Here is a 25,146-nt window from a genome sequence, read left to right as displayed (position 1 = left end):
GCTCACCGCTGAATGGATGCGCGCGCATGGGACCGCGTCGGGGTCGTAGCGGGTGTCGGCGCCACGGCGTATGGTGCTCGGCATGACGTTCGACGACGGCCTGGTCACGGCCAACATCACGGTTTCACTCGACGGCTTCGTCGCCGGCCCGAACCAGTCGCTCGAAGATCCGCTCGGCGAGGGCGGCGAGTCGCTGCACCGCTGGATGTTCGAGCAGCCCGACGAGGCGCAGCCCATCGTCGACCAGATCCTCGCGCCGCGCGCGTACATCATGGGCCGCAACATGTTCGGCCCCGTACGAGGCGAGTGGCCCGATGACTCGTGGAAGGGCTGGTGGGGCGACGACCCGCCGTACCACGGCCCCGTCTTCGTGCTCACCCATCACCCGCGCGAGCCCGTCGAGATGGAGGGCGGCACGACGTTCCACTTCGTGACGACCGGCATCCACGACGCGCTCGACCGGGCGAGGGCCTCCGTGGGCGGCGGCGGCCGCATCTCGATCGCCGGCGGCGCGAGCACCGTGCAGCAGTACCTGAGGGCCGGGCTCATCGACCGCATCATCGTGAGCGTCGCGCCGATCACGCTCGGCTCGGGCGCACGCCTGTTCGAGGGCCTCGACCTCGAGTTCACGCCCGTCGACGTGCTGCAGACCGACCTCGTGACGCACATCACCTACGACGTGCAGCGGTGAACGATCACGTCACTCGCCGCTCGGGTGCGCTCCCGCCGCGTCGATGACCCACGCGTACGCGAAGGCGCGCTCGCGCCAGGCCGCGTAACGGCCCGACACCCCGCCGTGCCCGGCGGCCATCTCGATCTTCAGCAGCGGGTCGGCGCCCGCGTCGCGCAGCTTCGCCACCCACTTCGCCGGCTCGACGTAGAGCACCCGCGTGTCGTTGAGCGAGGTCACCGCGAGGATCGGCGGGTAGTGGTTGACGTGCACGTTCTCGATGGGGGAGTACGACTTGATGTACGAGTAGACCTCCTCGTCGTCGAGGGGGTTGCCCCACTCGTCCCACTCGATGACGGTCAGCGGCAGCGACGGATCGAGGATCGACGTGAGCGGGTCGACGAACGGCACCTCGGCGAGGAATCCCGAGAAGTACTTCGGCGCGAGGTTCGCGACTGCGCCGATGAGGAGGCCGCCGGCGCTGCCGCCCTGGGCGACGAGCCGGTCGGGGGCGGTGATGTCGTTGTCGACGAGGTGCCTGGCGGCCGCGATGAAGTCGGTGAAGGTGTTGCGCTTCTCGAGCTTCTTGCCGTGCTCGTACCAGAGCCGCCCCATCTCGCCGCCGCCGCGCACGTGCGCGACCGCGAAGACCATGCCGCGGTCGAGCAGCGACAGCCGGGGGATGCCGAAGCCGGGGTCGATCGAGTGCTCGTACGACCCGTAACCGTACAAGAGGGTCGGCGCCGGCTCGCCGAGCGTGACGAGGTCGTGCCGGTACACGAGCGAGATCGGAATGCGCGTGCCGTCGGTCGCCGTCGCCCACTCGCGGCGCTGCGCGTAGCGGGTGGCGTCGTAGTCGCCGAGCACGGCCTGCCGCTTGCGCAGCCGACGCTCGCCCGTCGCGACGACGAGGTCGAGCACGGTCGACGGGGTCGTGAAGCTCGTGTAGCCGAGGCGCAGCGTCGGCTGGTCCCACGCGGGGTTGCCGGCGAGCCCGACTGAGAAGAGCTCCTCGTCGAAGGCGAGCTCGTGGAGGGTGTCGTCGGGCGTCGCATCGGTGGGGAGCCCGCCGGCCGGCACCTTCGCGACCGCGACCCGGGGCAGCCCCTCGCGCCGGTACTCGAGGGCGACGAAGTCGCGGAACGCGTCGACGCCCTCGATGCGCACGTCGGCGCTGTGCGGCAGCAGCATGCGGCGCGGACCCTGCGGGTCGTCGGCCGCGACCGAGACGAGCTCGAAGTTCACCGCGCCGTCGTTGTGGGTGATGAGCAGCCGGTCGCGTCCGCCCGCGACGACGTGCTCGACGTCGTACTCGACGCCCTCCTTGCGCGGCCACACGACCGAGAACTCACCCGTCGGATCCGAGGCATCCAGCAGCCGGGTCTCGCTCGTCACGTTCGACCCCGCCTCGATGACGAGGAAGCGGCGGCTGCGGGTCAGCCCGACGCCGAGCCAGAAGCGCTCGTCGGGTTCCGAGAACACGACCACGTCGCCGGATGCCTCGGCGCCGACCTCGTGGCGGTGGATCGTGTCGGGCCGCCAGGACTCGTCGACGGTCGCGTAGAACACGAAGCGTCCGCTCGGGTCGAACACCGCGCCGGCCGCGGTGCCCTCGATCTCGTCGGCGAACTCGCGCGCCGAGTCATCCAGCGCCCGGAGCCGGATCGTGTACCGCTCGTCGCCCTCGACGTCGATGCCGTAGAGCAGCAGGGCGCCGTCGGTGGACACGTCGAAGCTGCCGAGCGCGAAGAACTCGTGGCCCTCGGCCTCGACGTTCTCGTCGAGCAGCACCTGCTCGCCCGGAAGCGCCGCGCCCGAGCCGTCCATGACCGGCGGCTCCCAGTCGTCGGGGCCTGCCGCCGCGACGCGGCAGTGGATCGGGTACTCGAGCCCCTCCACGGTCCGGCTGTAATACCACCAGTCGCCCTCGCGCACCGGGACCGAGAGGTCGGTCTCCTTCGTGCGGGTGCGGATCTCCTCGAAGACCTGCTCCTGCAGGATCGTGAGGTGCTCGGTCTTCGCGTTCGTGTAGGCGTTCTCCTCGTGGAGGTGCGCGATGACCTCGGGGTCGTCCTTGTCGCGCAGCCACTCGTAGTCGTCGACGACGACGTCGCCGTGGTGCACGCGTTCGATCGGTCGCTTCGGAGTCTTGGGCGGAGTCAGCACGAGGTCCACGCTACTCCGGGGGTCGTTGGGGGGTCACGGCCGCCGGCCGCTCGAACTCCATGGGCAAGGAAACTGAAGTTTGCTCCGCTGTCGACTTAGGTTAGCCTTAGCTCAGCCCTTCAACGGCTCAGCCCCCACATCGTTCATCCCTGGAGACGCGCGTGCTCGCCAACTACCTGATCGGCCTTCGCGAAGGCCTCGAGGCCGGTCTCATCGTCGGCATCCTGCTGGCGTACCTCTCGAAGATCGGGCACCGCGAGCTGCGCGGCCGGCTCTGGATCGGCATCGGCATCGCCGTTGCGGTCTCGCTCGGGGTCGGCGCCCTGCTCACCTGGGGCCCGTACGCGATGACGTTCCAGGCGCAGGAGATCCTCGGCGGCGTGCTGTCGCTCGTCGCCGTCGCGATGGTCACCTGGATGATCTTCTGGATGGGCACCCACGGCCGCACGCTCTCGAGCGAACTGCGCGGGCGGGTGGATGCCGCGGTCGAGCGCTCGACGTGGGCGCTCGTGCTGCTCGGCGCCCTGTCGGTCGGGCGCGAGGGCATCGAGACCGCGCTCTTCGTGTGGGCGAACGTCTCCGGAGGCAGCGACCCGGTGCTCGGCACGCTCGGCGCCCTCGCGGGCATCGCCACGGCCGTCGTCATCTCGTGGGGCATCTCGAAGGGCCTCGTGCGATTCAACCTCGGCACGTTCTTCACGTGGACCGGGCTCTTCCTCATCCTCGTCGCCGCCGGCGTGCTCTCGTACGGCATCGGCGACCTGCAGGAGGCCTCGGTCATCCCCGGCTGGGGCACCGCGGCCTACGACCTCACCGCGGTCGTGCCCGCGGGCGGCTGGCTCGACTCGCTGCTCGGCGGCATCTTCAACTTCACCCCGCAGCCGACGTGGGCGCAGGTCATCGGCTGGGTCGTCTACGTCGCCGTGACCGTGACGCTCTATCTCGTGATGCTGGGGCGCCGCCATGCTCCCAAGCCCGCCCCGGCGGCGGCCTCGGCCGTCGTCGCGGCCCACTGATTCCTCCCTCATCACCCTCGAACCAGGAGCCACCTATGACCCGTCGTGCCCTCGCGGCCTCCGTCGCCGTGACCGCACTCACCGCGCTCACCCTCACCGGGTGCGTGGCGAAGGCCGATCTCGCACAGGCGATCGGCGTCGACATCACCGACGACGGCTGCGCCGTCGCCGTCGACACCGCCCCCGCCGGCGCGGTCACCTTCGCGCTCGAGAACAACGGCACCGAGGTCAACGAGTTCGAGATCCTCGCCGACGACAAGCTGCGCATCGTGGGCGAGAAGGAGAACGTCACCCCTGGCCAGCAGGTCGACTTCACGGCGCAGCTCGAACCGGGCACCTACTACACGGCGTGCAAGTTCCAGCAGGTCGGGGCGCCGGTCGGGCTCGCCGAGTTCACGGTCACCGGCGAGGCCTCCACCGTGTCCTCCGGAGAGCAGGAGCTCAGCGACCAGGCCGTCACCGAGTACCTCGCGTACGTTCGCTCGCAGACGAGCGAGCTGCTGCCGCTCGTGCAGGAGTTCGCCGACGCGTACAAGGCGGGCGACGACGAGACGGCGCGCTCGCTGTTCGCGGCGGCGCGCGTGCCCTACGAGCGCATCGAGCCGACCGCCGAGGCGTTCGGCGACCTCGACCCGAAGATCGACTTCCGCGAGGTCGACGCCGTCGCCGACGGCCTCGAGTGGACGGGGTTCCACCGCATCGAGAAGGACCTCTGGGCGCCGCAGCCCGGCGACCTCAACTCCGACGGCCAGGACGCCCTGAAGGGCTGGGCGCCGTCGACGCCCGAGGAGCGCACGGCGTACGCCGAGGGCCTCGTCGCCGACGTCACCGAGCTGCACGAGCTCGTCACCGACGAGTCGTTCTCGGTCGGTCTCGCCGACATCTCGAACGGCGCGATCGCGCTGCTCGACGAGGTGGCCTCGGGCAAGATCACCGGTGAGGAGGACTGGTGGAGCGGCACCGACCTCTCGGACTTCGCGGCGAACGTGCAGGGCGCCGGCGTGGCGTTCGGCGCGGTGCGCCCGCTCGCCGAGTCGAAGGGCGACGAGGGCACCGAGCTCGCGGCCGAGATCGACGAGCAGTTCGCCGCACTCGAGGCCGAGCTCGCGAAGTACGGCTCGCTCGAGGAGGGCTTCGTGAACTACAGCGAGCTCACCGACGCCGACAAGAAGGCGCTGAGCGACCAGGTCAACGCGCTCGCCGAGCCGCTCTCGCAGCTCACGGCCACGGTGCTCGGGGTCTGACATGTCTGACACGGAGCCCACGTCGGCACCCCAGGAGGAGACGCCGAGCGTCTCGCGCCGGGGCCTGCTCGGCCTCTTCGGTGCGGGCGCCGCGGGCGCAGCGGTCGGCTTCGCCGGCGGGGCCGCCGCGGTGGGCGCCGCGATGTCGTCGGCGTCGGCCTCCGTGAGCGGCGCCGGCTCTGCGGCATCCTCGTATGCCTTCTACGGAATGCACCAGGCGGGCATCACGACGCCCGCGCAGGATCGCCTGCACTTCGCCGCGTTCGACGTGGATGCGTCGCTCGATCGCGAGGGCCTCATCGAGCTGCTCACCGACTGGACGAACGCGGCCGCACGGCTGTCGCAGGGCCTCGACGTCGAGGAGGGCGGCGCCGTGGGCGGTTCCGACTACGCGCCGCCCGCCGACACCGGCGAGGCGCAGGGGCTCCCGGCCGCGGGCCTGACCCTCACCTTCGGCTTCGGGCCCGGCATCTTCGAGGACGCCTCGGGCGCCGACCGCTTCGGCCTCGCGAGCCGCCGACCGCCGGAGCTCGCGCCGCTGCCGCGCTTCCAGGGCGACGCCCTCGAACCGGCACGCACGGGTGGCGACCTCTGCATCCAGGCGTGCGCCGACGACCCGCAGGTCGCGGTGCACGCGATCCGCAACCTCAGCCGCATCGCGTTCGGGCGGGCGACGCTGCGCTGGTCGCAGCTCGGCTTCGGCCGCACCTCGTCGACCTCGACCGCACAGGCGACGCCTCGCAACCTGTTCGGCTTCAAGGACGGCACCGCGAACGTCAAGGCCGAGGAGACGGACGTCGTCGACGAGCAGGTCTGGGTCGCGGAGTCCGACGGGCCTGCGTGGATGGCGGGCGGCTCGTACCTCGTCGCGCGGCGGATCCGCATGATCATCGAGAACTGGGACCGCGTGCAGCTCGGCGAGCAGGAGATGCTCGTCGGCCGGTCGAAGGGCGAGGGCGCACCGCTCTCGGGCGGCACGGAGTTCACGGAGCCCGACTTCGAGGCCGAGGGAGCGACCGGGGCACCGCTCATCGACACCAACGCCCACGTTCGCCTCGCGCACTCGTCGAACAACAACGGCGCGCGCATGCTGCGTCGCGGTTACAACTTCGTCGACGGCAACGACGAGCTCGGCCGCCTCGACGCGGGCCTGTTCTTCCTGTCGTTCCAGCGGTCGCCGCAGCAGTTCATCGACATCCAGATGTCGCTCGCGACCGACGGGCTCAACGAGTACCTGAAGCACGTCGGCTCGGCGATCTTCGCCGTGCCCGGCGGCGTCTCCGAAGGCGAGTTCGTGGGGCAGAAGCTGTTCGCCTGAGCCGCTGACGGCCGAGGCGGTCAGAACTCGACGACCTCCCACCGGTCGCCCGAGACGTGGCGCAGCCGGCCCCGCTCGCCGTGCTGTCCGTCGAGCACGCCGACGAAGTCGAGCACGGGCTGCGATCCCGACCGCTCCTCACCGGCCGTGACCTCGGCGTCGGTGTAGCCGAGCTCCGCGAGGGCGACCCGCTGCGCCTCGGCATCCCAGGCCTGCGACATCCCCCAGGTCATGAGCCCCCCGGCGACGAGCCCGCCGATCGCCGCGAACACGCCGAGCTCGATCATCCGCGAGCCCCTGCGCCGGACGCCGATGGCGACCACGACGGTGCCGCCGAACACGATGAGCAGCGGGATCACGAGCGGCCACGGGTTCCATGCCGCGATGGTGACGACCTCGGTCATTCGGGCCTCCTCGCCTCACCTGATGACCCGACGATACCGGGCGCCTGCGCGGGCATCCATCCCTGCTGCCGGCGCCGGCGCCGAGGCATCCCGTTCAGTCGTCTTCTTCGACCTCGGTGACCTGCCACTGGTCGCCGCCCGTGCTCTTGAGGAACCCTCGCACCCGTTCGCCGTCGCGCTCGGCCTGGAACGCGATGACGGCCGGTTCGCCCGGGCCGGTGATCTGCTCGGCCGAGAACGTCGGCGACTCGTAGCCGAGCCCGACGAGCGCGTCGGCGCGCGCACCCTGGTCCCACGAGCCGGGCATGAAGCCGAACATCGCGAGCGCCCCGAGTGCGGCGAGGAAGAAGATCGCGCTGCCGAGCTCGCGCACCGGCTTCGAGTGCCGGCGCGTGCCGATGCTCGACACGACGATGCCGCCGATCGCGATCACGATGGGGATCGCGAGCGGCCAGGGATGCCACGGCGTGACGGTGACGATCTCGTTCACAGCTGGCCTCCGCTCTGTTCGTACTGCGTGGTCTCCTACTGCGTGCACGGGCGGTTCGCGGGCCGATCGCGGCGGTGCGGTCGAGCGTCGAGGCGACAGCGAGGTCGCGGCAGTCCGCGTCGTCGATCACGATACTCGCCGCCGACCTCAGGGCCCACCCCGGCGGGCGGGCCCCGGTCCGATTCGGTGCGCGCGCTGATGACGCGGTCCGGAGACTCCCGAATGCTCTCCTGACGGAATGGAGACCCACTCATGCTCATGCTCATGCTCACCCTCGGAATGCTCGCCGTCTCGGCGATCGTCGCCGCCGTCGTCGAGGTCCGCCTCGACGGGCTCGGCAGGCCTCGGCAGACCCTTCCGGCGCCGGGCTCGCGATCGTCTTAAGCCGGTCTCCGGCGGCTGCGGCGCCGAAATAGGGCGATCGTCCGATGGGTCCGAGGCGCCTTAGCGAGGAGTCTGAGGTCATCCGATCGCAACGGTCGGAGTCCGACACAGGAGGAAACCATGCAGTACTCGGCAGATCTCGTCGCGATCCGCACGCATGAGGCGAACGTGCTCCTGGCGGAGCGCCGGCTCGCGCAGCGGCTCGCCGTCGACGAGCAGGCGGTCGAGGCGGACGCCGCGGGCACGGCCTCGGCCGGTCACGTCCGGCGCCGGCGGCACGTCGGCCGCCGCGCTCCGCAGCTCGCCCTGCGGTGAGCGGTTCGGCCGCGGTCGTGAGCATCTTCCCGGTCGTGCGATCGATCGCGGATGCCTCGGCCGAACGCACCGCGGGTGTCACCGGCGCATGGGACGATGTGTTGGTGACCACCGCCGCGTCCAGCGCCACGATGATCGGGCGCGATGCCGAGCTCGCATGGCTCGGCGGCCTCCTCGACGAGGCTGCCGCCGGGGTGCCCCGCACGATCGTGATCGGCGGCGAGGCCGGCATCGGCAAGAGTCGCCTCATCCGCGAGTTCCGGCAGCGCGCCGAGCGCACCGCGCGAGTCGTGTTCGGCCAGTGCGTCGACCTCGGCGCGGTCGCGGCGCCCTACGCGCCCGTCAAGGCGGCGCTCCGCGCCCTGGTCGCGGAGGTCGGCGGCGAGCGGGCGCTCGAGATCGTCGGCCCGGGCCGCGCCGCATTCGTCGCCCTCCTGCCCGAGCTGGGGGCGATCGGCGAGCCCGTCGACACCGTGGCGATCGCCGGTGGGTCGGGTGCGAGCGGGCAGTTGCACGAGGCGATCGCGGTGCTGCTCGAGACGCTCTCGCACGAGCGGCCCATCGTGCTCATCGTCGAAGACCTCCACTGGATCGACCCCGCGAGCCTCGCACTGCTGCGCTTCCTCACCCGCATGCTCGCGTCGAGCCGGGTGCTCATCGTGCTGAGCTACCGCAGCGAAGACGTCACCCGTGGCCATCTCCTGCGGCCCTTCCTCTCCGAGCTCGAGCGCGACCGCTGGGTCGAGCGGCGCGAGCTCGCGCGCCTCTCGCGCGACGAGGTGCGCGAGCTCGTGGCATCCATCGCCGACGAGTGGCCGACCGACGGTGTGCTCGACGTCCTCTTCCGCCGCAGCGACGGCGTGCCGTTCTTCGTCGAAGAGGTCGTGGGCCTCGACGGCTGCCGCGACGAGTCCGACCTTCCCGACACCCTGCGCGAGCTGCTGCTCGCACGCTACGAGCGCCTCTCCGACGAGGCGCAGCAACTGCTCCGGCTGATCGCGACCGGCGGCGTGCGCGTGAACCACTCGATGCTCACCGCGGTCTTCCGCGGCGGTGACGCCGATCCCTCGACCGGCGCGGGCCAGCGCCTCGATGAGGCAGCGCGCGAGGCGATCCTCGGCGGCGTTCTCGTCGTCGACGGCGACGAGTACGGCTTCCGCCACGCGCTCGTCCGCGAGGCGATCGCGGCCGACATCCTTCCCGGCGAACGGGCGCGGTACCACGCCCGGTACGCCGAGGCCTACGAGTCGCTGGCCGCCGCCGGCACGCGCCGTCTCGCGGCTGAGATCTCGTACCACTGGCTGGGTGCGAACAATGCGGCCAAGGCGTTCCCCGCCACCGTGCAGGCGATGCACGAGGCCCGCCGCTCGACGGCGTTCGCGTCGGCCGCGCAGCTCGGCGAGCGGGCGCTGGGCCTGTGGGACGTGGTCGACGATGCCGAGCAGATCGCCGGCATGAGCCGCATGGAGTTCATGGGCCGCACCGCTTCGCATCTGCGCAACGCGGGCGAGAACGAGCGCAGCCTCACCCTGCTGAAGTCCGCCCTCGCCGAGTGCCCGCCCGACGACCCCGACTTCCCCCGCCTCCTCCGCGACGAGGCGCTCACCCTCGCCGGGGCGGGGCGGCCGGGCTCGATCCCGCTGCTCGAGCAGGCGCTCGAGGTGCTCGGCGATCGGTCATCGCTCATGCGGGCGACGGTGCTCTCGGCGCTCGCCGGCCGGCAGATGATCGAGGGCCGACTGCGGCAGGCGATCGAGACGGCCGAGAGCGCACTCGCACTCGCACTGCGCGAGGGCTCGGCGCGCACGGCCTCGGTGTCGCTCAACGTCGCTGCCGTGTGCCGGGTGAACCTGGGCGAGGTCGAACGCGGCCTCGCCGACCTCGAGCGCAGTCGGGAGCTCGCGGAGGGCGACGGGCCCGCACTGCTGCGGTACTGGGTCAACGCCTCCGACGTGCACTACCTGATCGGCGAGTACGCGCGGGCCGTCGAGCTCGCCGAGGCGGGCCTCGCCCGCGCGCGACAGCTCGGCCTCGAGCGCAGTTCGGGCGTGATCCTCGCCTCGAACGCCGTCGACCCGCACTACGCGCTCGGCCAGTGGGAGCAGGCGCTGCCGCTCATCGAGCGTGCGCTCGCGCTCGACCCGCCGATGCAGTTCAAGGTGTACCTGCTTCGGGCGAAGGTCTGGGCGAGGCTGTGGCAGGGCGACGCGGAGGGCGCCGATCGCGAGTTCCGCGCGATCCGCCCGATCACCGTCAATCCCGTCAACATCGAGATGCAGACCCGGCTCTCGGTGGGCCGGCTCGCGACCGAGCTCGCGCTCGCGCGCGGCGACGTCGCCAGGGCCTGGCGCGAGACGCAGGGGCTCTTCGATCCACGAGAGCGCCCGGCGGTGGCGCTCGGCTTCCCGTACGCCTGGGCGGCGGCCCGCGTCGTGGCCGCGGCGAAGGCCGGAGCGGGCGCCGCCGATGCCGAGGGGGCGGCGATCGTCGCCGAGGCCGCCGCAGCCGAGCCAGCACTGCGCGAGCTCATCGACGAATTCGACGAGTGGCCGCTGCAGCCGCTCTGGTCCGCCCTCATCGACGCGGAGCTCGCCGCGCCGACCGACGACCCTTCGGGCACCGGCGTCACCGGCGCCGCCGGAGCGTCCGCCGTGGGCGCAGACGCGGCCGCCTGGCGGGCCGCGGTCGCCGCGACCTCCGACCCGACGGCCGAGGCGTTCCTCCGGCCGTACGCGCTGCTCAGGCTCGGCCAGGCCGAGCTCGCGGCGGGTGATCGGGCCGCCGCACGCGCGACCCTGCAGGCTGCGCACGACGAGGCCGAGGCGGTCGGCGTGGGCGCGGTGCTCGCGTCGGTCATGCGAGTCGCCGGTGCGGCCGGGCTGGCGCTCGAGGCCGACCAGCGCGTTGGCGCCGAGGTGATCGGCATCACCGACGGCGTCGCCGCCTCGACCGGTGCCGCCGCCGAGCTGACCGCCCGCGAGCGACAGGTGCTCGAGCTCATCGCCGAAGGCCTCAGCAACAAGCAGATCGGGGAGCGCCTCTTCATCAGCGGGAAGACGGCGAGCGTGCACGTGTCGTCGATCCTTCGCAAGCTGGGTGCGGCGACCCGCACCGAGGCGGCGTACCGCGCCGGCGCGCTGCACTGAAGCGCTGCCCCGCGCTGGAGGGCAACGCAGGGGAGCACTCCCCATGCGCTCGGTGCGACCCGGTCCGATAGCGTCGAGCGCATGACGCGTCGAATGACCTGGGCCGGGCTGCCGAACACGTGGGACCTCGGCGGGCTCGACGGTGCACTCGGTACCACTCGGCACGGGCGGATCTACCGGTCGGCGATGCTCGACGGCCTCGGCGAGGCCGGGCGTTCCGAGCTGTACGACAACGGCGTGCGCACGATCATCGACCTGCGCAACGACGACGAGGTCGGCAGGGCGATCGAGGAGCCGTTCACGCGTCACCACCGTCCGGTGGAGGACCAGTCGAACACCGAGTTCATGGCGAGATGGGAGACGCTCGACTCGCCCGGCTACTACGCCGAGGTGCTCGAGCGCTGGCCCGAGCTCATCGTCGCGGTGTTCGACGCGCTCGCCGGCTCAGGCGGTCCGCGCGACTCCCGGCCGGGCGCGCTGCTCCTCCACTGCGCCCACGGTCGCGACCGGACCGGCATGATCACGTCGATGCTGCTGCAGTTGTGCGAGGTCGACCGCACCGAGATCGTCGCCGACTACCTCGGCGCGGTGCACGCGATCGATGCGCACGAACGGCTCGCGGGCGACGCGAGCGCCGGCGGCCGCACGGTGTCGCCGGCCGAGTTCGAGGTGCTCAACGAGCGTCGGGTGCGCGAACTCGATGAGTTCCTCGACGGCCTCGACGTCGCCGGCTACCTCGTCGCGAACGGATTCGAGGCAGACGGCATCGACCGCGTGCGGGCGCGGCTCCTCGCCTGATCGGGCGGTGGCATCGCACGCCGTCGTGCAGCACCTCGTCGCGTCGCGCCGCGATCGATACGCTCGAGTGATGGCGAGCTCCGCGGCATCCCCGGTCATCAGAGACGCCCGGTCGGGCGATGCGCCGTTCATCGCGCGCATGCACTGGGAGAGCCACCAGTCGACCTACATCGCGTCGGGCGCCGTCGCACGGGAACGCATCGAGGCGTGGACGCTCGACCGGCGCAGCGAGGCGTGGGAGCGCATCGTCGACGAATCGGTGCGCGGCGAGCGCACCGTCGTCGTCGCCGTCGACGGCGAACGCATCGTCGGCTTCGCCGACGCGAGACCGGCCGATCGCACGGAGGAGCCCGACGCGCCACGCGACCTCGAACTGAAGGGGCTGTACCTGCTCGATGCGTACCAGGGCTCGGGCCTCGGCCAGGCGCTGCTCGACGCCGCGATCGGTTCCCGGCCGGGGTTCCTCTGGGCGATGGCGGGTGAGACGAGGGCCCGCGCGTTCTACCGGCGCAACGGGTTCGAACCCGACGGGGTCGAGCTGCCGTTCGAGCCCTGGGACATCTCCACGGTGCGACTGGTGCGCTGAAGGCTGCCGCGCGCCCGGTAGCGTTGAGGGTCGACCCCGAGGAGCACCACCGCACATGAGACCCGGCCCCAGGCGCAGCGTCAGCCAGTCCGACATCGTCGACGCCGCGTTCGAGATCCTCGAGGAGAAGGGCGTCGCCGCCGTCTCGGTGCGCGGCGTCGCCGCGGCGCTCGGCCTCACGCCGACCGCGATGTACACGTACTTCGCCTCGAAGAACGCGCTGCTGCAGGCGATGGTCGAACAGCTGCTCTCGGGCGTCGCGAAGCATCCGCAGTCGATCGGAGATGCCTCGGCGCCGGCGTGGCGCGAGCGGGTCGTGGCGATCGCGCTCGCCCTCCGGGCGCGCCTCGCGGAGCATGCCGGCTCGATCGTGCTCGTGACGAGCGGGCCGCTCGACGGACCGAACGCCCTCGCCTTGGCCGAGACGCTCATCGAGGCGTTCGTCGAGTCGGGACTCGACGCCCCCGACGCCGCACGCGCGGGCCACGCCGTGCGCGCGTTCACGCTCGGGCAGGCGGCGCTCGAGGCGGCCCGTCGCGCGGCTCCGGGCGAGGCATCCGGATCTGAAACGCTGTGGTCGGACTCGCGCCACCCGCTCGTGGAACAGACGGCGCATCTCGACCTCGACGGCGAAGGCGACGCCGAGTTCTCCGCCGCGATCGAGCGGCTCATCGCCGGCGTCACCGCGTCGGTGGTCGAGTAGCGAGCAGCGTCGCGTCGCGCGCCACGTCCTGACTCGGCTCGGCCCGCCCGCACGATGGTCGGCTCGCTCCCGTCCGCCTGACGCATGCGGCGAGGCGCCGACCCCCGGAGGGGCCGACGCCTCGTCGGTGTTGCGAAGGTGCGGTGGTCAGTCGACCGTCGGGGGCACGACGCGGATGAGCGCCGCGGTGTTGCCCTTGAAGGCCTTCTTGACCTGGACGACGGTGCCGTAGCCCACGCCGTCGTCGGCCGGGTTGCCCGAGCCGAACGGGCCGAGGCCCACGTCGAGGCCGTCGTAGTCGGGCAGGCGGTTGCCCTCGAGGTCGTACAGCGGGGTGCTGTACTGCGCGTTGCCCACCGACGGCACGACGGTCGACGCGTCGCGGTCGCGGTAGAACAGCGCGCCGTCCGACTCGCGGAGGGCGAAGCCCGGCACCCAGCCGTGGTCGTCGGTGAAGGTGCTCACCGGGTCGAGCGCGGGGATGTCGGTGCAGTACTCGTTGAAGTCGGCGTCGGCGATGCACTCGGTGAACGGGTGCGTCTTCTCGAGGCCGAAGGCCGCGTTGGACGACTGCGCACGCGAGGCCATCACGTTGAGCGTCGACGGGTCGACGTCGGCGGCCTCACCCGTGCGCTGCAGCGGGTTGAAGTGGCTGTCGACGATGAGCAGGCCGCCCTTGGCGCCGTAGCTCGGCAGGGCCGCTTCGTTCGCCGCCGGCATGTTCGAGTTGCCGTACGTCGTGTCGCGGTACCAGACGAGGGCACCCGGGGCGTTGTAGGCGAGCTTCGCGACCTTCCATGCGCCGTCCTGGTAGATGCTGTTGTAGCCGTACTTCAGGCCTTCGTCGAAGCCGTCGAAGTTGCGCCACTCGACCAGGTAGTACTGCGCCTTGACCGACGTGCCGGTGTCCTTGCGCCAGCCGGGGCCGGTGGTCGTCGTGAAGGAGGCGACCTCCTTCGTCCAGCCGTTGTCGTCGGCACCCTCGACGTCGTCGCTCCAGACGGCCGTGTCGCCGCTCGTGACCGAGAAGTCGTCGCTGAACCAGCCGCGGTCCTGGTAGGCCGCGTCGGTCGCGAGGCGCAGGCGAACCTGCACGGTCTGACCCGCGTAGGCGGTGAGGTCGACGTAGTCGTGACGCCAGCCGTCGCTCGAGCCGGTGAGGCCGTAGACCTTCGGTGCGCCCTCTGCCGCGCCGAAGTCCTTCATGCGCCCGTTGGGGTCGGAGTAGCCGTCGTCGGTCGAGACCAGGTTGCCGGCCGCGTCGTAGACCTTCTGCTCGGCCCACGTCGTGCCGCCGTCGGTCGAGACCTCGACGTAGCCGAAGTCCCAGTCCTCTTCGATGACGAAGTTGTTCCACATCCAGAACTTCGGAGCGGTGGCGGGAACCTCGACGGTGCGGCCCAGGCGCAGGTCGGCCCAGTCCTGGTCGGCGCCCGAGTACCACATGTTCTCACCGCTGTGCGGTTCGGCGAGCGTGATCACCTTGTCGGGAAGGTCGATCTTGATGCCGTCTTCGGTGCCCTTCGCGGGGCGCGAGGACTGGCCCACCTTGATGGTGGTCTCGTCGTCACCGGGCGACACGACCTCGGGGTCGGCCCAGCCGAGCACCCACTTGTCCCAGAGGCCCATGTGGGTGGGCATCGACTGGAAGATCGGGCCCGAGTGCGAACCCGAGCTCATGAGGTCCCAGAAGTCGACGTCGCTCGACGCGACGTTCGAGGTGTCGTAGAGGTCGGGCAGGCCGAGGTCGTGGCCGTACTCGTGCGCGAACACGCCGACGCCCGAGTCCTCGGGCTGCACGATGTAGTTCGACAGCTTGAGGTCGGTGCCGGGGATGTCGGCGCCGCCTGCGACGGCGGAGGAGTGGGCCCAGAGGGCGTAGGTGCCCTCGGCGCCGCCGCCGCCCGACTTGTCTTCACCGGCGTGCACGAGCACGACGTGGTCGATCACGCCGTCGGGCTCGAGCACGTTGCCGTCGCCGTCACGGTCCCCCTGGTCTTCGATGTCGTAGTCGGCCCACGGGAAGTCGGGCTGTGCCGCCGCGAGCGCTGCGACCGCGTCGATCGGCAGCTGGCCCGGGCCGAGCGGGTTGTCGGGGTGACCCTGCATGTCCTGCATGGGGCCGGCCTCGTAGACGCCCTCGTCGTTGAGGTGGCAGACCGTGGCGCCGTAGTACGCCTCCGAGTGCGGCACCTTGATCCACGGGGTCGCCTCGCCGTGCACCGTGTAGGCGCCGCGCGACATCTCCTCGTACATGTTCTTCATGGTGAAGCCCGAGATGTCGAAGCCGGGCTGGCCGTCGGGACCCGTCAGGTCGGTGCGGACGCGCTCGGTGATGCCTTCATCGGTGAAGAGCATCTTGTTGAAGTGCTCGCTCGAGAAGTCGGGCACCCACATCGAGTTGTTGTCCTCGAGCTCGTACGTGGCGGGGTCGGGGATGTTGTTGTGCAGCGGGCCGGACTGGACGGCACCGGGCTTGCAGTCGGTCGCTCCGAACGACGTCGGCACCTGCAGGTTGCTGAAGTCCTCGGTTCCGTCGAACTCGACGAGGATCGTGAGGAGCTTCGCCTCTTGCGTGCCCTTGGCCTTCTTGAGCGCCTTCGGGCTCTTGCCCGTCTTCTGCGCCTTGGCCTCGGTCTTCGCCAGCTGATGCGCGGCCTTGGGGTTGCCCTGCGCGTACTTCTGGTCGACGGACTTGGCGAGCTCGAGCGCCGTCTCGGCGCTCGGGGCGCCGGACTTCTTGCCGTTGACGTCGACGACCGCTTCATCGTCGCCCGTCAGTTCGGCTTCGGCGCGAGGCGCGACGTAGTTCATGTAGTACTCGTCGTCGCCGATCACCGGCGCGGAGATGTGCGATGGCGTCGCGTTCGCGGGCACTGCGCCGAAGGTCGCCAGACCGGCGGCCGCGAGCGCAAGCACGGAAGTCGTCGCCACCACGCGCCTGCGCGCGCGAGTGGAGTTTCCAGACATGCTTCTCCCTTCGAGTGCCGCGGCGGGGGTGACCGCCGGCAACACGCATGGCGCCCGTCGGTGGACGGACGTAATCGGAATCCTGCCCTTAACGGGCGGGCCTATGGAAGACCTGAGATTCAAACTGTGGAGAACTCGGCCCATCCGTCATGCAGACGGCGGCGATCGGGTCACGATGTCCGAGAACGCTTCCGCGAGGCGAGGGAGTCGAATAGACTCCGACCTTCCGGTCGGTCGGCGGCACGATCCCGGTGGGAGTGCGAAGGGGCTCGAACGTCGCCTCGCTACCCGACGAGCAGGCCGCGCAGCTGGTCGGTCGAATGCACGATCGCCATGGCGTCGTCGGCCTCGGCGGGCGAGCCGTACCCCCACTCGACGAGGATGGTCGGAACGCCGTTCGCGAGCGCGCCGATCGTGTCGTGGCTGCGGTCGCCCACCATCACCGACTGCGACGTGTCGACGCCCTCCGCCTGCAGGCGGCGGAGCGCCTCGGCGACGACGGCCGTCTTCGTGGCGCGGGTGCCGTCGGTGGTGGCCCCGGTGATCACGGTGAAGTACTCGCTGAGCCCGGCGTTGTCGAGCACCGCGCGTGCGGTGTGCTCGGGCTTCGACGTGGCCAGCGCAACGGGCACGCCCGCGGCGTGCAGCCGCTCGAGGAGGCCCCGCACGCCGGGGAACACCGGCGACGACAGCACGTGGTCGGCGTAGTGCGCGCGATACGTCGCGACGGCCTCCTCGGCCAGCGCGTCCTCGAGGCCGTGGCCGGCGCCGAACACCTCCGTCAGCGGCGGGCCCACGTACGAGCGCAGCGTCGCGTCGTCGGGAACGGGCAGCCCGAGCGTGGAGAACGTGTGCGCGAGCGAGGCGGTGATGTCGGCGGCCGAGTCGATGATGGTGCCGTCGAGGTCGAAGAGCACCGCCGACCAGGTGCGGGTGAGCATGGGTGCGGGGGAGGTCACCGTGACATCCTAGGGTCATCGAATGCGAGCATTGCTCGCATCGCCGCGGGATCACAGAGAACCGGCAGCCCGCGCTCAGGAAACTGGGTCAAGCGTCCCAGTCCAGACGCGGCCGACGCAGTCCGTCGTCAGAACAGCCGAGCATGCCCGTCGTCGACGCCGCGCATGGCGTCGTAGTCGAGCACGAGGCAGCGGATGCCGCGGTCCTCGGCGAGCGTGCGCGCCTGCGGCTTGATCTCCTGCGCGGCGAACACGCCAGACACCGGCGCGAGCAGCGGGTCGCGGTTCATGAGCTCGAGATAGCGGGTGAGCTGCTCGACGCCGTCGATGTCGCCGCGTCGCTTCAGCTCGACCGCGACGCTCGCGCCCGAGGCATCCGTCGCCAGGATGTCGACCGGGCCGATCGCCGTCATGTACTCGCGGCGCACCAGCCGGTGTCCCTCGCCGAGCAGTTCGATCTGCTCGGCGAGCAGCTTCTGCAGGTGCGCCTCGACGCCGTCCTTCTGGAGGCCGGGGTCGATGCCGAGCTCGTGCGAGGTGTCGTGCAGCACCTCGTGGATCGAGACGATGAGGCGGTCGGCGGTCTTCTTGTGCGTGACCGTCCAGAGTTCGGCGATGCCGGCCTCGCGCTGCTCGTCGTCGGGCTCGGCCGTCTCGAGTGTGCACGGCGGGCTCATCCAGTTGAGGGGCTTGTAGCTGCCGCCGTCGGAATGCACCAGCAGGCTGCCGTCGCCCTTCACCATCAGCAGCCGGGTGGCCAGCGGGAGGTGGGCTTGCAGCCGCCCCGCGTAATCGACGGAGCAGCGGGCGATGACGAGACGCACCCGACGAGTTTACCGGCGGGGGCGCGCGGGCGCGCAGGTCACGGTCAGGCCTGCGAGCCGGATGCCGCGGGCCGCGTCTGCTCGCGGGCGGCCGGCGCCGCCAGCGCCGAGAGCACGAGCAGCACGAGGATCACGAGGAGCGCGTTGAGGATGCCGAAGTGCTGCCCGATGAAGCCGAGCAGCGGTGGCCCGGCAAGGAAGGCGCAGTAGCCGATGATCGCGACGGCGCTCACGCGCGCCGCCGAGTCGGTCGGGTGGTCGGCCGCGGCCGACATGCCGACCGGGAACCCGAGCGACGAGCCGAGGCCCCACAGCACGGTGCCCACGACGAGCATCCACGTCTCGGTGCCGAAGATGAAGAGCGAGAGCCCGGCGATGCCGATGATCGCGAGCGTGCGCAGCACGGGCACGCGCCCGAACCGGTCGAGGATCGGACCGCCGACGACCCGGCCGGCCGTGATCGAGACCGTGAAAACGCCGAACATGAGCGCGCCGGTGGTGGCGTCGAAGCCGTGGCCGTCGACGACGGCGAGGGCGAGCCAGTCGTTGGCCGAGCCCTCGGCGAACGACATGCCGAGCATGATGACGCCGATGAGCAGCAGCCGCACGTCGCCCCACACGGCGAGGTTCGCCTTGAGCCGCTCGGTCCACGGCGGCCGGGGTCCGCCGGCGTGCGTGTCGTCGCCGACCTCGGCGCGCAGCGGCACGTAGCGCACGGCCACGAGGATGCTGGCGGCGATGAGCAGTGCCATCACGCCGAGGTGCATCGACACCGGCACGTCGATCGCCGACGCGGCGGCGGCGACCGCGGCACCCGCGACCGTGCCGAACGAGAAGAACGCGTGCATGAGCGGCATCACCGTGCGGCCGATCTCGCGCTCGGCCTCGGCGCCCTCGACGTTCATCATCACGTCGACCGCGCCGTTGCCGAGGCCGAAGAGCACGAGCCCGATGACGACGAGGGGCACGGCGGGCAGCAGGGAGCCGCCGACGCCGACGAACACGAGCCCGACCGAGACGGTCACGAGTGCGGCGATCATGCCGAGGCGGGCGCCCAGGCGCGCGAGCAGCCAGGGGGCCGCGACGAGACCGAGGATCGAGCCGATCGAGCCGCCGAGGATGACGAGCCCGACGCCCTGGGTGCTGAGCCCGGTGTCGTCGCGGATCGCGGGGATGCGCGCGACCCAGCTCGCCATGCTGAGCCCCGAGAGGAAGAAGATCGCGAAGATCGCGTTGCGCCAGGCGACGAGCTCGTGAGCGGGGCGCGTCGTCGGCGCGGCGTTGCCGGAGGTCTCGGTCATGGTCGGTGCTGCTTCTCAGGTCGGCGGTGGGGTTCCGGTGGGCGATCGGACGAGTCGAATCGATTCGACTCGTCGAGAACCCTAGCCGCCCGCGGGATCGCCCGCAAGCCGCGGCCGAGCCGATCGTCCGCAATCGGCGGCTCGCGCTTGCGTCGGCCTCCGGCCTCCCCTACAGTCACGTGTTAATCGTTTAGCTAAACGATTAACACTCGCGGGCTCCGCACCCGCACCCTTCACCAGAGAGACAGATCCAAAGGAGGATCGGATGCTTCGACGTGCAATCACCCGCCGCGGTGCCGCCGCGCTGGCCGTGGCCGCGACCGCGGCGCTCGCGATGAGCGCCTGCAGCGGCTCGGGTTCGAACGGAGGCGACGGCGAGGACGTCACCATCACGTACGGGATCTGGGACGAGAACCAGCAGCCCGCGATGGAGGAGATCGCCGCGGCGTTCACCGAGGAGCACCCGAACGTGACGGTCGACATCCAGCTCACGCCGTACAAGGAGTACTTCACGAAGCTCCAGACCTCGGTGTCGGGCGGATCGGCGCCCGACGTGTTCTGGATGAACGGTCCGAACTTCCAGCTCTACGCGTCGAACGGCGTGCTCGCGCCCCTCGACGACCAGGGGATCGACGCCGCCGACTACCCGCAGGGCCTCATCGACCTGTACACCTACGACGGCGCGCTCTACGGTGCGCCCAAGGACTTCGACACCGTCGCGCTCTGGTACAACAAGGAGCTCTTCGACGCGGCGGGCGTCGCCTACCCCGAGGCCGGCTGGACCTGGGACGACCTGAAGGCCGCCGCCGCGAAGCTGACCGACCCGGCGAAGGGCCAGTACGGCATCGCCGCGAGCCAGTACGGCCAGGAGAACTTCTACAACTCGATCGCCCAGGCGGGCGGCGAGGTCATCGACGCCGACGGTACCGAGTCGGGCTACGGGTCGCCCGAGGCCCTCGCCGGCATCGAGCTCTGGACCGACCTCATCGAGGCCGGCTCCTCACCGACGGCCCAGCAGATGACCGACACGAACCCCGAGGACTTCTTCCTCTCGGGCAAGGTCGCCATGTTCCAGAACGGCTCATGGGCCGCGGTCGCGTACGCCGACAACGCCGACATCGCCGACAAGGTCGACGTCGCGCCGCTCGCCGAGGGCGCCACCGGCAACCAGAGCGTCATCCACGGCATCGGCAACGTCGCCAACGCCAAGAGCGAGCACGTCGACGTCGCGAAGCAGTTCGCCGCCTTCGCGAGCTCGGAGCAGGCCGCCGAGATCCAGGCGGAGACCGGCACGGTCATCCCGGCCTTCAACGGCACCCAGCAGGCGTGGGTCGACGCGCTCCCGCAGTACGACCTGCAGGTCTACATCGACGCGCTCGACACGGCCGTCGCCTACCCCGTCTCGAAGAACACCTCGGCGTGGACGTCGATCGAGAGCGAGGTCCTCGCGCAGGTCTGGGCCGGCACGGTCTCGCCGGAGGAGGGCCTCCAGCAGCTCGCCGAGCAGATGCAGGCCGCGCTGGACGCGGAGTCGGAGTAATCCCATGTCCGACCTGATCGCGCAGCGCACGAGCGCGCCGATCTCCGAACTCGACCGGGAGCGGCCCGAGGCCGCTCCCGGCCGGGGGCGGCGACGCGGCCGGGGTCCCGGGCAGTCGCCGTGGTGGGCGCTGCTCTTCATCGGTCCGACCGCCGCAGGCCTCCTCGCGTTCTACCTGTGGCCGACCGTGCGCACCTTCCTGATGTCGTTCACGGAGTCGGGCCCGTTCGGCGGCTCCCAGTTCGTCGGCCTCGACAACTACGTCCGCCTCTTCCAGGACCCGGAGCTCATCGGGGCGCTCCGCAACACCGCGGTCTACACCGTGATCGCGCTCGTCGGCATCCCGATCGCCATCGCCATCGCCGCGCTGCTCAACACCACCGGGCTCCGCGGGCGCGGCGTGTACCGCACCCTCTACTTCATCCCCGTCGTGACGATGCCCGCGGCGATCGCGCTCGTCTGGCGCATGATCTACAACGGCGACTACGGCGTGCTCAACGCGGCGCTCGCGGTGTTCGGCATCGAGGGCAAGAGCTGGCTCACCGACCCGAACACCGCCCTCGTCGCCATCGCGGTCGTCGGCATCTGGGCCGGCCTCGGCACCAACATCGTCATCTTCCTCGCGGGCCTGCAGAGCATCCCCGACACGGTGATGGAGGCCGCAGACCTCGACGGCGCCGGTCCGATGCGCAAGTTCTTCTCGATCACGATCCCGCTGCTGAGCCCCAGCATCTTCTTCGTGAGCGTCATCAGCGTGATCGGCGCGCTGCAGGTCTTCGACCTCATCTACATGATGCTCGGCCGGTCGAACCCCGCGATGCCGAGCACCCGCACGATCGTCTACCTCTTCTACGAGGCGGGCTTCCTCGACAACCAGCAGGGGTACGCGGCCGCGATCGCGTTCCTGCTGCTCATCATCATCCTCATCCTGACGGTCGTGCAGTTCCGTCTGCAGAAGAAGTGGGTGCACTATGAGTGACCTCGCCGTCGACACCCGTGCCATGACGGGCGCCCCGCCCGAGGCATCCGCCCCTCGCCCCGCCCGCACCCGCGGCGGCCGCAACCGCGGCCACTGGGTCGTGCACCTGCTGCTCGCCGGCGGCGCGGTGCTCATGGTCTTCCCGTTCGTGTGGCAGACGCTGACCGCGTTCAAGACGTTCCAGGACTCGGTGCAGGTGCCGCCCGTGGTGTTCCCCGATCCGTGGGTGTGGACGAACTTCGCCGAGGTCTTCGAGTCGATGCCGTTCGGCCAGATGTTCCTCAACTCGGTGCTGCTCACCGTCGGCCGCACCCTCGGCCAGGTGGTGCTGTGCACGATGGCGGGCTACGCCTTCGCGCGCATCCCCTTCAGGGGCCGCAACGTCGTCTTCGTGCTGTTCCTCTCGGTGCTCATGGTGCCCTCGCAGCTCTACCTGCTGCCGCAGTACGAGATCATCCAGAACCTGGGCTGGCTCAACACCCTGCAGGCGCTCATCGTGCCCGGCATCTTCAGCGCCTTCGGCACCTTCCTCATGCGGCAGTTCTTCATGTCGATGCCGGCCGAGCTCGAGGAGGCGGCCCGCATCGACGGTGCGAACCCCTGGCAGACGTTCTGGCGCGTGATGGTGCCGCTCGCCAAGCCCGGCATCGTCGCCCTCACGGTGTTCACGGTGCTGTGGTCGTGGAACGACCTGCTGTGGCCCCTCGTGGTCACGACCGACCCCGAGAAGATGCCGCTCTCGGTGGGCCTGTCGCAGCTCGTCGGCCTGCACGGCACTGACTACCCTGTGCTGATGGCGGGCGCACTGCTGGCGACGCTGCCCATGCTGGTCACCTTCATGATCCTGCAGAAGCAGTTCATCCAGGGCATCGCGTTCTCGGGAACGAAGGGGTGACGTGATGGTGCGGGCGAATGCGGGAGGCTCGACGGCGCACGGAAGCTCCGGCCCGGCAGGGGGCACGAACGTGCGCCGCCGCCCCACGCTGCGGATGGTCGCCGAGCTCGCCGGCGTCTCGACGGCGACGGTGTCGTACGTGTTCTCGGGCCGCTCCGGCGGCGGCTCGGGCGTCGCCGAGGCGACGGCCAAGCGCGTGCTCGAGGCCGCCGAGCAGCTGAACTACCGGCCCAACCGCGCCGCCCGCACGATTCGCACCGGCCGCAGCGACACCGTGCAGCTCTCGCTGCACATGCTGAGCGACCCGTGGTCGCTCGCCGTCGCGGCCGCGGTCAACGACGAGGCGAACCGGCACGGCCTCACGACGCTGATCCTGGCCGACGGCGACTGGTACGCCGCGCTCGAACGGGTCGAGAGCGACGTCGCCTACCTCGACGCCGCGGTCGGCAGCGACGAGGTCAGGCGCCACCTGCAGGCGCTCGCCGAACGCGGCCAGCGGCTCGTCGTCTTCAGCGAGACGCTCGAGCCCGACGGCTACGACGTGATCCGCTCCGACGCGATCCCCGGCTGCTACCTCGCGATGGACCACCTGCTCGAACGGCACACCGCGATCGGATGCCTCGTGGCCGAGGACGCCGTGCGTGCACCCGAGCACTCGCGGTACACCCCGTACCTCGCTCGCATGCGCGAGCGCGGGCTGCCCGTGGTGCCCGAGCACACCGCGACCTACGCGAACACGCAGGCGAGCGCGTTCGCCGCGGCGGTCGCCCTGCTCTCGCGCGACGACCGCCCCACGGCGATCTACGCGACGACCGACTTCGCCGCGATCGCGGCGATCAACGCGGCGCACATGCTGGGCCTCAGGGTGCCGCACGACGTCGCCGTGATCGGCGTCGGCAACACCCCCGACGCGCAGTCGATCGCCCCGACCCTCACCACCGTCGGCCCGACGGACTTCTATCGCAGGCAGGCCGAGATCATCGTCGCGCGAGCCCTCGACTCGGGCGCGACCGAGCCCCGCCTGCACGAATTCCCCTGGTCGCTCGTCCCGGGCGGCTCGACCGATCTGGACGCACCGCCGCGCGCGGTGCGCACGCTGTGACCCCCTGCGACGCGAACTCGCGCAGGAAGACTCGAAGGAGCACCACCCCGTGGATCTGAACATCGGCATCGTCGGCTTCGGCGCGCGCGCGACCCTCGTGCACGAGGCGCACCGGCCCGGACGGGGCTCCCGCGTGACGGGCGTCTGCGACCTGTCCGAGCGCTCGCGCGCGGAGGCGCGTGCGGCGCTGCCCGAGGCGACCGTCACCGACTCGCTCGACGAGCTGCTCGCGAGCGGCGTCGACGCGGTGATGGTGCTGACCCCCGACCACCAGCACGCGTCGGTCGCGATCGCGGCGCTCGAGGCGGGGGTGCCCGTCTTCTGCGAGAAGCCGCTCGCCGTGACCGTCGAGGACGCCGACGCGATCCTCGAGACCGCCCGCCGCACCGGCACCCGGCTCTACGTCGGCCACAACATGCGCCACATGTCGGTCGTGCTCCTCATGCGCCGGCTGATCCTCGAGGGCCGCATCGGCGAGGTCAAGGCGATCTGGTGCCGCCACTTCGTCGGCAACGGCGGCGACTTCTACTTCAAGGACTGGCACGCCGAGCGCGAGAAGACCACGGGCCTGCTGCTGCAGAAGGGCGCGCACGACCTCGACGTCATCCACTGGCTCGCGGGCGCCTACACGACCGAGGTGCAGGCCATGGGCTCGCTCAGCGTCTACGGCGACATCGACGACCGGCGCGACCGCGCGGGCGAGCGGATGCGCGACTGGTTCAGCCTCGACAACTGGCCGCCGACCGCGCAGACCGGGCTGAACCCGGTGATCGACGTCGAGGACATCTCGATGGTCAACATGCGGCTCGGCAACGGCGTGCTCGCGAGCTACCAGCAGTGCCACTTCACGCCCGACTACTGGCGCAACTACACCGTCATCGGCACCGAGGGCCGCATCGAGAACTTCGGCGACGTCTCGGGCTCCGAGGTCGGCCTCTGGAACCGCCGCCACCAGGGCGCGGCGCCTGCCGACGAGACCTTCATCGTGCCCGAGTCGCCCGAGGACGTGGGGCACGACGGCGCCGACGCGCTGCTCGTCGCCGAGTTCCTCCGCTTCGTGCGCGACGGCGGCCTCACCGAGACCTCGCCGGTCGCAGCCCGCGAGGCGGTCGCCGTCGGCATCCGGGCGACGGAGTCGCTGCGCAGCGACGGCGGCACGCTCGAGGTGCCGCCGCTCGACCCCGCACTCGTCGCGTACTTCGAGGCCGGGCAGGTCGAGCCGGCCGCGACGCCGGCCTGAGGCGTCCCGCCGCCGACCCCGACCTCGCGCCGGTACGATGGCTGAGTCATCCGGCGCACCCACCGGACCACTCGCATGAGCCGCCGCACCCAGCGG

At 70.9% G+C, this 25,146-nt stretch carries 22 protein-coding genes; 15 read left to right on the top strand and 7 right to left on the bottom strand.

Translation table 11 applies throughout. The features are described from left to right. Nucleotides 1-82: 82 nt before the first annotated feature. A complete protein-coding gene (locus LR269_RS02635; protein WP_231429158.1) occupies nucleotides 83-691 on the top strand; it encodes a dihydrofolate reductase family protein in 609 nt (202 codons plus the stop codon). A 9-nt stretch (nucleotides 692-700) separates the two neighbouring features. On the opposite strand, the gene LR269_RS02630 is transcribed toward LR269_RS02635, so the two are convergent. Beyond that, a complete protein-coding gene (locus tag LR269_RS02630) occupies nucleotides 701-2,836 on the bottom strand; it encodes a S9 family peptidase (RefSeq protein WP_231429157.1) in 2,136 nt (711 codons plus the stop codon). A 161-nt stretch (nucleotides 2,837-2,997) separates the two neighbouring features. Between LR269_RS02630 and efeU the strand changes: the two genes are divergently transcribed. Genes efeU through efeB form a run of 3 tightly spaced genes read left to right on the top strand, consistent with a single transcriptional unit; the run spans nucleotide 2,998 to nucleotide 6,414 of the window. Further along, a complete protein-coding gene (gene efeU, locus LR269_RS02625; protein WP_231429156.1) occupies nucleotides 2,998-3,852 on the top strand; it encodes an iron uptake transporter permease EfeU in 855 nt (284 codons plus the stop codon). 35 nt (nucleotides 3,853-3,887) lie between these two features. Then, entirely contained in the window at nucleotides 3,888-5,096 is a 1,209-nt protein-coding gene (gene efeO, locus LR269_RS02620) for an iron uptake system protein EfeO (RefSeq protein ID WP_231429155.1), read from the top strand. A gap of 1 nt (nucleotide 5,097) precedes the next feature. Further along, on the top strand, nucleotides 5,098-6,414 hold the full coding sequence (efeB, locus tag LR269_RS02615) for an iron uptake transporter deferrochelatase/peroxidase subunit (RefSeq protein WP_231429154.1): 1,317 nt from the start codon (nucleotides 5,098-5,100) through the stop codon (nucleotides 6,412-6,414). Between the two features lie 20 nt (nucleotides 6,415-6,434). Here efeB and LR269_RS02610 read toward each other — a convergent pair whose 3' ends face one another. Both LR269_RS02610 and LR269_RS02605 read right to left on the bottom strand, forming a co-directional pair. Then, entirely contained in the window at nucleotides 6,435-6,818 is a 384-nt protein-coding gene (locus LR269_RS02610) for a hypothetical protein (protein ID WP_231429153.1), read from the bottom strand. 94 nt (nucleotides 6,819-6,912) lie between these two features. Then, nucleotides 6,913-7,308 carry a hypothetical protein gene (locus tag LR269_RS02605; protein ID WP_231429152.1) on the bottom strand — a complete coding sequence of 132 codons (396 nt, stop codon included), beginning with the start codon at nucleotides 7,306-7,308 and terminating at the stop codon, nucleotides 6,913-6,915. Between the two features lie 252 nt (nucleotides 7,309-7,560). On the opposite strand from LR269_RS02605, the gene LR269_RS18715 reads away from it, so the two are divergent. The 6 genes from LR269_RS18715 to LR269_RS02580 all read left to right on the top strand — a co-directional run bounded on the left by LR269_RS18715 (nucleotide 7,561) and on the right by LR269_RS02580 (nucleotide 13,240). Then, nucleotides 7,561-7,692 (top strand): hypothetical protein, encoded by a 132-nt coding sequence (locus LR269_RS18715; protein ID WP_255679811.1) that lies wholly within the window; start codon nucleotides 7,561-7,563, stop codon nucleotides 7,690-7,692. 120 nt (nucleotides 7,693-7,812) lie between these two features. Beyond that, nucleotides 7,813-8,007: a hypothetical protein gene (locus LR269_RS02600; RefSeq protein WP_231429151.1), complete on the top strand. Its 195-nt coding sequence runs from the start codon at nucleotides 7,813-7,815 to the stop codon at nucleotides 8,005-8,007. Nucleotides 8,008-8,024: 17 nt separating this feature from the next. Next, the gene (locus LR269_RS02595; RefSeq protein WP_231429150.1) at nucleotides 8,025-11,153 is read left to right on the top strand and encodes an AAA family ATPase; all 3,129 of its coding nucleotides are present in this window, start codon (nucleotides 8,025-8,027) and stop codon (nucleotides 11,151-11,153) included. Nucleotides 11,154-11,234: 81 nt separating this feature from the next. Then, nucleotides 11,235-11,951: a tyrosine-protein phosphatase gene (locus LR269_RS02590; RefSeq protein WP_231429149.1), complete on the top strand. Its 717-nt coding sequence runs from the start codon at nucleotides 11,235-11,237 to the stop codon at nucleotides 11,949-11,951. A gap of 70 nt (nucleotides 11,952-12,021) precedes the next feature. Continuing rightward, a complete protein-coding gene (locus LR269_RS02585) occupies nucleotides 12,022-12,537 on the top strand; it encodes a GNAT family N-acetyltransferase (protein WP_231429148.1) in 516 nt (171 codons plus the stop codon). Between the two features lie 55 nt (nucleotides 12,538-12,592). Beyond that, the gene (locus tag LR269_RS02580; protein ID WP_231429147.1) at nucleotides 12,593-13,240 is read left to right on the top strand and encodes a TetR/AcrR family transcriptional regulator; all 648 of its coding nucleotides are present in this window, start codon (nucleotides 12,593-12,595) and stop codon (nucleotides 13,238-13,240) included. Between the two features lie 147 nt (nucleotides 13,241-13,387). Here LR269_RS02580 and LR269_RS02575 read toward each other — a convergent pair whose 3' ends face one another. From LR269_RS02575 to LR269_RS02560, 4 genes are all read right to left on the bottom strand, one after another. Further along, on the bottom strand, nucleotides 13,388-16,174 hold the full coding sequence (locus LR269_RS02575) for an immune inhibitor A domain-containing protein (protein ID WP_231429146.1): 2,787 nt from the start codon (nucleotides 16,172-16,174) through the stop codon (nucleotides 13,388-13,390). 320 nt (nucleotides 16,175-16,494) lie between these two features. Beyond that, nucleotides 16,495-17,169 (bottom strand): HAD hydrolase-like protein, encoded by a 675-nt coding sequence (locus LR269_RS02570; protein WP_231429145.1) that lies wholly within the window; start codon nucleotides 17,167-17,169, stop codon nucleotides 16,495-16,497. A 128-nt stretch (nucleotides 17,170-17,297) separates the two neighbouring features. Then, nucleotides 17,298-17,993 carry an endonuclease NucS gene (nucS, locus tag LR269_RS02565; RefSeq protein ID WP_231429144.1) on the bottom strand — a complete coding sequence of 232 codons (696 nt, stop codon included), beginning with the start codon at nucleotides 17,991-17,993 and terminating at the stop codon, nucleotides 17,298-17,300. Between the two features lie 44 nt (nucleotides 17,994-18,037). After that, nucleotides 18,038-19,294 carry an MFS transporter gene (locus LR269_RS02560; protein WP_231429143.1) on the bottom strand — a complete coding sequence of 419 codons (1,257 nt, stop codon included), beginning with the start codon at nucleotides 19,292-19,294 and terminating at the stop codon, nucleotides 18,038-18,040. Nucleotides 19,295-19,559: 265 nt separating this feature from the next. On the opposite strand from LR269_RS02560, the gene LR269_RS02555 reads away from it, so the two are divergent. From LR269_RS02555 to LR269_RS02535, 5 genes are all read left to right on the top strand, one after another. Then, a complete protein-coding gene (locus LR269_RS02555; RefSeq protein WP_231429142.1) occupies nucleotides 19,560-20,834 on the top strand; it encodes a sugar ABC transporter substrate-binding protein in 1,275 nt (424 codons plus the stop codon). A 4-nt stretch (nucleotides 20,835-20,838) separates the two neighbouring features. After that, a complete protein-coding gene (locus LR269_RS02550) occupies nucleotides 20,839-21,813 on the top strand; it encodes a carbohydrate ABC transporter permease (protein ID WP_231429141.1) in 975 nt (324 codons plus the stop codon). Further along, entirely contained in the window at nucleotides 21,806-22,708 is a 903-nt protein-coding gene (locus tag LR269_RS02545; protein ID WP_231429140.1) for a carbohydrate ABC transporter permease, read from the top strand. Before LR269_RS02550 ends, LR269_RS02545 begins: the two co-directional genes overlap by 8 nt. 70 nt (nucleotides 22,709-22,778) lie before the next feature. Continuing rightward, on the top strand, nucleotides 22,779-23,810 hold the full coding sequence (locus LR269_RS02540; RefSeq protein WP_231429139.1) for a LacI family DNA-binding transcriptional regulator: 1,032 nt from the start codon (nucleotides 22,779-22,781) through the stop codon (nucleotides 23,808-23,810). A gap of 49 nt (nucleotides 23,811-23,859) precedes the next feature. Then, nucleotides 23,860-25,050 carry a Gfo/Idh/MocA family protein gene (locus LR269_RS02535; RefSeq protein ID WP_231429138.1) on the top strand — a complete coding sequence of 397 codons (1,191 nt, stop codon included), beginning with the start codon at nucleotides 23,860-23,862 and terminating at the stop codon, nucleotides 25,048-25,050. Nucleotides 25,051-25,146 lie beyond the last annotated feature (96 nt).

Origin of the sequence: Agromyces sp. S2-1-8 (genome assembly GCF_021129215.1) — a bacterium.
GTDB lineage: Bacteria > Actinomycetota > Actinomycetes > Actinomycetales > Microbacteriaceae > Agromyces > Agromyces chromiiresistens.
This window is presented reverse-complemented; position numbering and strand designations above follow the sequence as displayed.

What these genes read in the sequence shown, in the direction of transcription:
- LR269_RS02635 (WP_231429158.1), top strand. Translation starts at nt 83, where the DNA reads ATGACGTTCGACGACGGCCTGGTCACGGCCAACATCACGGTTTCACTC.
- efeO (WP_231429155.1), top strand. Translation starts at nt 3,888, where the DNA reads ATGACCCGTCGTGCCCTCGCGGCCTCCGTCGCCGTGACCGCACTCACC.
- efeB (WP_231429154.1), top strand. Translation starts at nt 5,098, where the DNA reads ATGTCTGACACGGAGCCCACGTCGGCACCCCAGGAGGAGACGCCGAGC.
- LR269_RS02610 (WP_231429153.1), bottom strand. Translation starts at nt 6,818, where the DNA reads ATGACCGAGGTCGTCACCATCGCGGCATGGAACCCGTGGCCGCTCGTG.
- LR269_RS18715 (WP_255679811.1), top strand. Translation starts at nt 7,561, where the DNA reads ATGCTCATGCTCATGCTCACCCTCGGAATGCTCGCCGTCTCGGCGATC.
- LR269_RS02600 (WP_231429151.1), top strand. Translation starts at nt 7,813, where the DNA reads ATGCAGTACTCGGCAGATCTCGTCGCGATCCGCACGCATGAGGCGAAC.
- LR269_RS02590 (WP_231429149.1), top strand. Translation starts at nt 11,235, where the DNA reads ATGACGCGTCGAATGACCTGGGCCGGGCTGCCGAACACGTGGGACCTC.
- LR269_RS02585 (WP_231429148.1), top strand. Translation starts at nt 12,022, where the DNA reads ATGGCGAGCTCCGCGGCATCCCCGGTCATCAGAGACGCCCGGTCGGGC.
- LR269_RS02580 (WP_231429147.1), top strand. Translation starts at nt 12,593, where the DNA reads ATGAGACCCGGCCCCAGGCGCAGCGTCAGCCAGTCCGACATCGTCGAC.
- LR269_RS02560 (WP_231429143.1), bottom strand. Translation starts at nt 19,294, where the DNA reads ATGACCGAGACCTCCGGCAACGCCGCGCCGACGACGCGCCCCGCTCAC.
- LR269_RS02555 (WP_231429142.1), top strand. Translation starts at nt 19,560, where the DNA reads ATGCTTCGACGTGCAATCACCCGCCGCGGTGCCGCCGCGCTGGCCGTG.
- LR269_RS02550 (WP_231429141.1), top strand. Translation starts at nt 20,839, where the DNA reads ATGTCCGACCTGATCGCGCAGCGCACGAGCGCGCCGATCTCCGAACTC.
- LR269_RS02545 (WP_231429140.1), top strand. Translation starts at nt 21,806, where the DNA reads ATGAGTGACCTCGCCGTCGACACCCGTGCCATGACGGGCGCCCCGCCC.